The sequence below is a fragment of the Hydrocoleum sp. CS-953 genome (genome assembly GCF_002260545.1).
Lineage (GTDB): Bacteria > Cyanobacteriota > Cyanobacteriia > Cyanobacteriales > Microcoleaceae > Trichodesmium.
The window spans coordinates 1-6,843 of record NZ_LGSU01001104.1 but is presented as its reverse complement, the minus strand read 5'-3'; the positions used below and the strand labels follow the sequence as shown (position 1 = coordinate 6,843).

Below are 6,843 nucleotides of genomic sequence, written 5' to 3'. Positions count from 1 at the left end.
CTTTCAAGAAGGGGATTGGCTAAAAGGAATTTTTTTTGATTTATCCTCTTGAAAAGGGGAGGCTTTAAACCTTAATTGTTGAATTAATAATTAATTATTGACTATCAAATCTTAATTATTAATTATTCGGTAAATATATTCCTAGATGAGTGAAGTGAGAATATTTGTGTTGATTTCTTCCTCCCTACTCCCTACTCCCTATTCCCTATCTCATTTTATATTTCCTGATATATTCAATCTCTTAGAAGGCGGGTTTTTAGAACTAGATTGCTCTTAAATCAAGGCTTTTGCTTAAACCCACCCCTACAATTTTTTTACCATTTAATTAGACATACCTACTTACATAGGACTTACACAAAAACCATGTATATAGCGTTCAAAACTATAACGTTATAGTTTTTTCACTCTATATATAGTACCTATCCTTAAGTCCTGTTACACCTTTATGTAAGCAAAACATCAGCCTGTCAAAAAGCTAGACTTGTTATTATACCAACAAGACTTACCCAAAGACCATGTATATATAGCAATCAGGAATGATTTATGAGATATTTAAAAGCAATTAAGAACTATCAAAATCCTTGGATATTCTGACTCCTGACTTCTAATTACCACTAAAATCTTACAACTGAAAAATGATTGCTATAGCGTTCAAAACTATAACGTTATAGTTTTTTCACTCTATATATAGTACCTCTGCGTAAGCCCTGATTAAAAAAATCTAGATTTAGCTAGAAAATATACTTTCTAGCTAAAAATATTCTCAAATAACTTTTCACTTACTTATATCCGCGTTATATTACCAGTACAGTCTATTTCTCATCATAATTAAGAGAGAAATTACCATTTGATATTGAGTTAACTTACACTGATGAATCCTGATAATCTAACCCAAATAATACAAAAAGGATTTCGTGTCACCCTAGGTGCCACATCCTTTTTCATGGAAACTTTACAAGACTCTAATAAACGGGATGAAAATTTGAATAAATTAAATTCTGATTTTAATCAACTAACTGAGGAATGGGCTGAAAGAGGAGAGACGACTGAGCAGGAAGCTCGAAATTTTGTTGATACAATTTTGAATCAACAAAATAGTCAAGTCAATACTGATAGTACAACTGTTTCTTCTACTCCTGCTTCAGGTTTTGTACAATCAGATATACAAAGAGATTTGTTAGAACTAACCAAAGAAATAGCTAATCTACGATCTGATTTACAAGAATCTCAGGAGTCAGACTCTCAGAACTAAGTTTCTTTTAATATTTTTTTTTCGCACAGAAAGAGATATTTGACACATCACAGGATTCTTTTCTAGATGTGTCTTGTACAACTATTAAGTTATTAACAAATCCTGGAAAAGATAGGATAAATTTTAGAACCTAACTCAGCTAAAAATTTTTAATTTAGTTGAGTTAGGCTTTTATTTAGTCGTTGTCCCATTTTTCGTTACCTATCAGGTCGCCAATTCTATCCCTGAGTAGAAAATCACACTCTTCTAACTCACCCTCTACACAAGCCCATTCCCTGGCGGGAATATATTGGCAAAGAGTATAAATAGGCTGCTGACGACTGAGAACTCCTTTGTGTACAAGTTCTGCTGCCTCGTCCCTGATAATGTCTAAAGAATATTGAACTGTGGTGTAAGTCATGGTCACCCTCTTGGCCTAGCTTGAGTACTTGTCGGCGCTACGCCGCTATTAATAATATAAGGCAAAATTGCTAATTCTGAATGTTAATTTTTTCAGTATCTATAGTTACAATTTGTTATCTTATTTTGATAAGTATTCTAAAAGTCATCAGACCAACACATGAGCTAATGTGTTAGTCCAAATTGCATCTATATAATTTGAACTTGTACCCATCAGGTAGCTAATTTTGGATTTCTCTAGTCTTTTTTCCTCAAAAAATCGTCTTTCCTATATCACTTTTATTTAATTTTGTCAAAATTTAGGTAATATTTTTTTTAGATTTTAGATATAAGAAAAAAAATTACTTAGGACATAGACTGATGATGAATTTTAGACTGGGAAATGTTTTTTCAACTGTTCCCTCTCTTGGTCAGCATTCAGCAAGGGAGCTATCGCCGACGCGGGGTAACACCGCTGTCCCCTCCCTATTCCCTGCTATAGAGAGATACTGGAAAATCTTTAAATAAAAGCTCCAGAGCGATAGCTTGGGCTTTTGGCATTTGTCCATAACAAAAGATATAGGGTATCCCTGATAACAGTTCTGGTGAAAACTGTTTCAACGTATACTGACTACCGTATATGATTAGAGCTTGGAGTTCGCCACTTTTTAATAATTTCTTAACTAAATCCTCTGCTACTTGTGTTAGACTAGCTACTTTGCCAAAAGGATTACCACGAATAAATAGTTGTAGCAAAGTCAAATGATGAGGGATAAGAGCTTGGATAGGTTCTGAATTATTTTCAATTAGTTGTAGTTGATAACCATATTTTTTAGGAATAGCGATCGCTGGAGTATGATTACCTAAAAAAGGAGAGTTAAGTAGATCCTGTACAAGCACTAAATTGCGTAAATGATTATCATCTGTATTTGGAGCAAGATAACCTCCTCCTACTTGAATAGAGTCTTGCAAAATTTGAGTCACAGTTTCTTGTGCCCGTGATTGAGCTAAATTTTCAACTAAATTGAATGTAGGAGGTAAGAAATAATCTGGTCTCTTTTCATTTCCAGGTTGCCAAGTAGGATAAACCTTATTTTTAGCTTGCCAAATTCTCTGTAAAGACTCATCAATTCGTGATTCAGAAATACGGCCTTGACTTACCGCATCACAAACAGCATTAATTGTCACCTCTGCATCTAGAGGCATAAGTAAAATATCTGCCCCAGCTTCCACAGCCAAAATAGACGCTTCGGCCAAACCATAACGATTAGCGATCGCCCCCATTACCAAAGCATCAGTTACAACTAATCCATCAAAACCCAACTTTTGGCGCAACTTACCTGTAATAATTTTATGAGATAAAGTTGCTGGTAGTTCCTTATCCCAGGTTGGAATTAACAAATGGGCACTCATCACAGAATCTACCCCAGCAGCTATAGCATCAACAAAAGGAGGTAATTCAACTTCTGCCAATCTACTTTCCGAGTGAGGTATAACTGGTAAATCAAAATGAGAATCAACTGCCGTATCTCCATGACCGGGAAAATGTTTAGCAGTAGTCAAAACTGGGTATTCTTGAGTGCCCCGAATAAAAGCCCTTGCCAATTGACCAACTAATTCCGTCCTTTCTCCAAAAGCCCGAATATTAATCACTGGGTTATCAGGATTATTATTCACATCTACCACTGGGGCTAATACCCAATTCAAACCAATAGCTAAAGCTTCTTGAGCTGTAATAGCTCCCATAGTTTCAGCATACTCTTCGGCTTTTTTCAGATTAGTTTCAGCAATAGCAGCGATCGCCATTGGAGGAGGAAACCAAGTTGCCCCAGCAAACCTTTGACCAACTCCTTCCTCAATATCAGCAGCCAAAAGCAAAGGAATTTTTGTCCAAGACTGAAGTTGTTGGATACGAGTTGCCAAGTCTACAGCACTCCCGCCCACAAAAATTACCCCTCCAACGCCCAAGTCTTGTAGCCAATATTGAAGTTTGCTGTTAGGAGGTTCCCAGTCTGGATAACGAATTTGATCGTCAAATAAATGTCCAGATGCTCTGACTACGACCATCTGAGCGACTTTTTCTGCTAAATTCATAGTTTAGTAATGGGGAATTTAGGAATTAGGTTACCGAATGATTAATAATTAATAATTAATAATTAGGGCTTGCTAATTAAATATCAAATCATTGATATATAAAGGGTTGAGCCTTCTGAGATTCCCCAAAAGTGTGCTTGTTTTAGGCTAAAACGTTCAAAAAGTTAGCATTTTGGGCAAATCTAAAGAGAAAAAAATTGAGGGACAATTCTTACTTCTACCTCCTCTAAATTTCCCGTTTTTCCTGTATAGGCGATTTCCTACGGAATGATCCTAATTATGCGTTTGCGACAGCATTCGGAACTAAATCCCCCCTACAACTCCTGACTCCTACTCCTAGCAAAAGACATTCAGTAAACCCTAATTAAATAATTCAGCATGATTAGCTTACCCCCCATGAGAAAAAAATAAATTTTTTCCTTGAGGGTCAATCCTCTCCCTTTTAGGGCTATGCTTTATAAACATCTTTACTTAACATAGAACTTGACAAAAAATCGAAGTTATGTGTTAGTCTGACGTCCGCTTTTTACGGAGAAAAGTGTCTAATTCAATACACTTTTTTGAGGAATGTAGACAAGATTCTTACTCCCCACTCTGCCCTCTCCTCCCCCTCTCCCCACCCTCCTACAAGGGTTTCAGGGGTTCCTTATCAGGGATAGCTTTTAGGGAGAGGTAATTATCAATTATCAATTATCAATTATCAATTATCAATTATCCATTGTTTCCTGTTGTTGCCGTTCTTGGGAAAGTTGGTTTAACAGTGATATAATTTCAGTCCCACGCTCTAGGGAGCGGTCCTCGATAAAGATAACTTCTGGAGTTCGACGTAGACGTATTCTATGGCCTAACTCACTGCGGACATAGCCAGTGGCAGACCTTAGACCCGCCATAGTTTCCGACCTTACTTGGTCAGACCCATAGATACTTACAAATATTTTAGCGTGTTGTAAGTCTCCAGAAACATCTACATCTGTGACACTGACCATACCAATACCTACCCGATTATCTTTGATACCATGGAGCAACATCTGGCTGATTTCCTGCTTGATTAATGAAGCAACCCGGGAAACGCGACGACCTGTAGCCATGATCATTACCCCCTACAATTTCATACTCACCATATCTATATTAATACCTTCCATAGACTTATGGGAGCTTTTTGTAGCTTGGATAAAATTAATTAGGGTTTGCTGAAACAGTCTTATGAGTGAAGGTGGGACTCAGGAGTCAGGAGAACCCATTTGGGATATATGATCGGGAGTGTGGGGAGTCTGGGGAGAGGGGGAGGTAAGGAGATGGCCTATTGGAGGTGTATTGGAGTATTTTTCAACCTTTTTCTCATATTACTTCTATTCCATATACGACTCCGTTCCTCAAAATTTAATCAAGGCAAAGATACTAAATGGTTTCTATAGAGCAGGTAGGAGAGCATTTCTGGAGTATTCAGTAGTATAGCTTCTCTGCAAGAGCCATTTACCGAATAATTAAGGTTTAAAGCCTCTCACTCGCCGTGGAGAAACAATGAATTTATTTTCCTTTTATTCAATCCTCTTCCTTTTAAGGAGAGGTAATTATCCATTATCAATTATCAATTGTCAATTATTGAAGACCCTAGGAAGCTAACTGAAATGACCGATAGGGAAGGTTTTCGACCAAGATTTATGATAAGAAATAAAAAAGCAAATATTATGGGAGTAAATAAATGGAAAATGAATTTTCTATTGGCCAGAAAGTCAGATTAGTAGTTCAACCAGCCTACATCAAAACTGCTGAATCGATGCCCATATTACGTCCCCCTAATGTAGTGCGTTTGGGTGAAGTAGGAACTATTTTAAGTTGCAAAGCAGGAAATTATTGGGCTATTCGTTTTGAGAAAGGAGCATTTCTGATGGATAGTCAATATATAGAAGCTGTGGCAGTTGATTCGGGAACTGCCCAGCCAGATCATAATACTGATGAGGATACCAATAAGATAACTCCGTCTTCAGAATCGTAGATTTAATTGAGTAGTTCTCCTAAATTACCAATAGTTTCTTTAACTTTTCCTACGATTTCGTTAATCTTACCTACATCAATGTGCATTTCTTCGGTAGGATATTTTTCCAGAACTTCTAGCACTGATATTCGGTTGTCATCTGCTGCTGCTAATAGAATGGCAGAACGTAGGGCTTTGTCACTTTCATAGTTGTGTCTCGTCTGAACTACTTCTGCGACACCTTTAGTTAAATTTTGACCTAGATTACTATACAGCACTTTGGCTAGGTTAGCAACATCAGCTCCTACTTCTAATGTCATTAATCCACGAACTGTATTAGGATTGACTTTTGATATGCCTAGAGCTTGAGAAATTGTTTTGGTAGTTTTGCCCGTTTCTGCAAATTGTCGTAGATCCTTAACTTTGACTGATGCTTTTATTGGGCCAAATAAATCTATGACGATTTTATTCGTGGCGATCGCGCTTTGATGGGAAAGCATTACTCCAGCAATAGCACCCACAATAATTAATGGACTACGGGACAGCAGATTTGATAATTGCATGGTTATATATTGAGTTAGATTTTAATCTAAGCTTGATGATAATATTTATTTATTTGTTTTGATTAGATTATAAACATTAAATTTAATTAGTGTATGAGGTTGGTGAACAAAAGTATGATTTGATAGAAGTCAGCAGTCAGGAATTATAAAGGAGCTTTTTCTGCATCAAAAATAGCTCTGCAGAAACACGTTATAAGTTTAGGAATTTCATACCGTGTTTCACTAACACCTAGTGTATTTAGTCTAGTAGACATCTCCAAAAATTAAAAATCAAATCAATTCTCCCATGCGAAATTATCTATTTTTTCTTCCTGTTCCCTCTTCCCTATTCCCTGTTCCCTCTTTTCTGGAGATGTCTAGTTATTACTTTCTCTTCATAGACATCTGTAGAAATTGAATATTTCTTTTTTTAAACCATTGTAGGGATGTTCCATATAATCTCCCTAAATTCTTTTTGGGAAATATCTCTTCAATAATTGATAATTGATAATTGATAATTACCTCTACCTAAAAGGAAGAGGATTGAATAAAAGGAAAATAAATTCATTGTTTCTCCACGGCGAGTGAGAGGCTTTAAACCT

7 protein-coding genes are annotated in these 6,843 nt (G+C 36.5%); 2 read left to right on the top strand and 5 right to left on the bottom strand.

The genetic code is table 11. The features are described from left to right. The first annotated feature begins 871 nt into the window (after positions 1-871). The gene (locus AFK68_RS16880) at positions 872-1,252 is read left to right on the top strand and encodes a hypothetical protein (protein ID WP_094673788.1); all 381 of its coding nucleotides are present in this window, start codon (positions 872-874) and stop codon (positions 1,250-1,252) included. A 175-nt stretch (positions 1,253-1,427) separates the two neighbouring features. Here AFK68_RS16880 and AFK68_RS16875 read toward each other — a convergent pair whose 3' ends face one another. The 3 genes from AFK68_RS16875 to rbfA all read right to left on the bottom strand — a co-directional run bounded on the left by AFK68_RS16875 (position 1,428) and on the right by rbfA (position 4,812). Beyond that, on the bottom strand, positions 1,428-1,652 hold the full coding sequence (locus tag AFK68_RS16875; protein WP_094673787.1) for a DUF4327 family protein: 225 nt from the start codon (positions 1,650-1,652) through the stop codon (positions 1,428-1,430). 464 nt (positions 1,653-2,116) lie between these two features. Further along, on the bottom strand, positions 2,117-3,724 hold the full coding sequence (locus tag AFK68_RS16870; RefSeq protein ID WP_094673786.1) for a glycoside hydrolase family 3 N-terminal domain-containing protein: 1,608 nt from the start codon (positions 3,722-3,724) through the stop codon (positions 2,117-2,119). Positions 3,725-4,431: 707 nt separating this feature from the next. Then, a complete protein-coding gene (gene rbfA / locus AFK68_RS16865; protein WP_094671596.1) occupies positions 4,432-4,812 on the bottom strand; it encodes a 30S ribosome-binding factor RbfA in 381 nt (126 codons plus the stop codon). A gap of 614 nt (positions 4,813-5,426) precedes the next feature. Here rbfA and sipA point away from each other — a divergent pair. Next, entirely contained in the window at positions 5,427-5,720 is a 294-nt protein-coding gene (sipA, locus tag AFK68_RS16860; protein ID WP_094671597.1) for a regulatory protein SipA, read from the top strand. Positions 5,721-5,722: 2 nt separating this feature from the next. Here sipA and AFK68_RS16855 read toward each other — a convergent pair whose 3' ends face one another. Together AFK68_RS16855 and AFK68_RS45515 are read right to left on the bottom strand one after the other, a co-directional pair. Then, positions 5,723-6,262 (bottom strand): alpha/beta hydrolase, encoded by a 540-nt coding sequence (locus AFK68_RS16855; protein ID WP_094671598.1) that lies wholly within the window; start codon positions 6,260-6,262, stop codon positions 5,723-5,725. 469 nt (positions 6,263-6,731) lie between these two features. Next, on the bottom strand, positions 6,732-6,809 hold the full coding sequence (locus AFK68_RS45515) for a DUF4896 domain-containing protein (RefSeq protein WP_371357428.1): 78 nt from the start codon (positions 6,807-6,809) through the stop codon (positions 6,732-6,734). Positions 6,810-6,843: the final 34 nt, after the last annotated feature.

Coding starts and splice junctions, on each gene's coding strand:
- AFK68_RS16880 (WP_094673788.1), top strand. CDS start 872: ATGAATCCTGATAATCTAACCCAAATAATACAAAAAGGATTTCGTGTC.
- AFK68_RS16875 (WP_094673787.1), bottom strand. CDS start 1,652: ATGACTTACACCACAGTTCAATATTCTTTAGACATTATCAGGGACGAG.
- AFK68_RS16870 (WP_094673786.1), bottom strand. CDS start 3,724: ATGAATTTAGCAGAAAAAGTCGCTCAGATGGTCGTAGTCAGAGCATCT.
- rbfA (WP_094671596.1), bottom strand. CDS start 4,812: ATGGCTACAGGTCGTCGCGTTTCCCGGGTTGCTTCATTAATCAAGCAG.
- sipA (WP_094671597.1), top strand. CDS start 5,427: ATGGAAAATGAATTTTCTATTGGCCAGAAAGTCAGATTAGTAGTTCAA.
- AFK68_RS16855 (WP_094671598.1), bottom strand. CDS start 6,262: ATGCAATTATCAAATCTGCTGTCCCGTAGTCCATTAATTATTGTGGGT.
- AFK68_RS45515 (WP_371357428.1), bottom strand. CDS start 6,809: ATGAATTTATTTTCCTTTTATTCAATCCTCTTCCTTTTAGGTAGAGGT.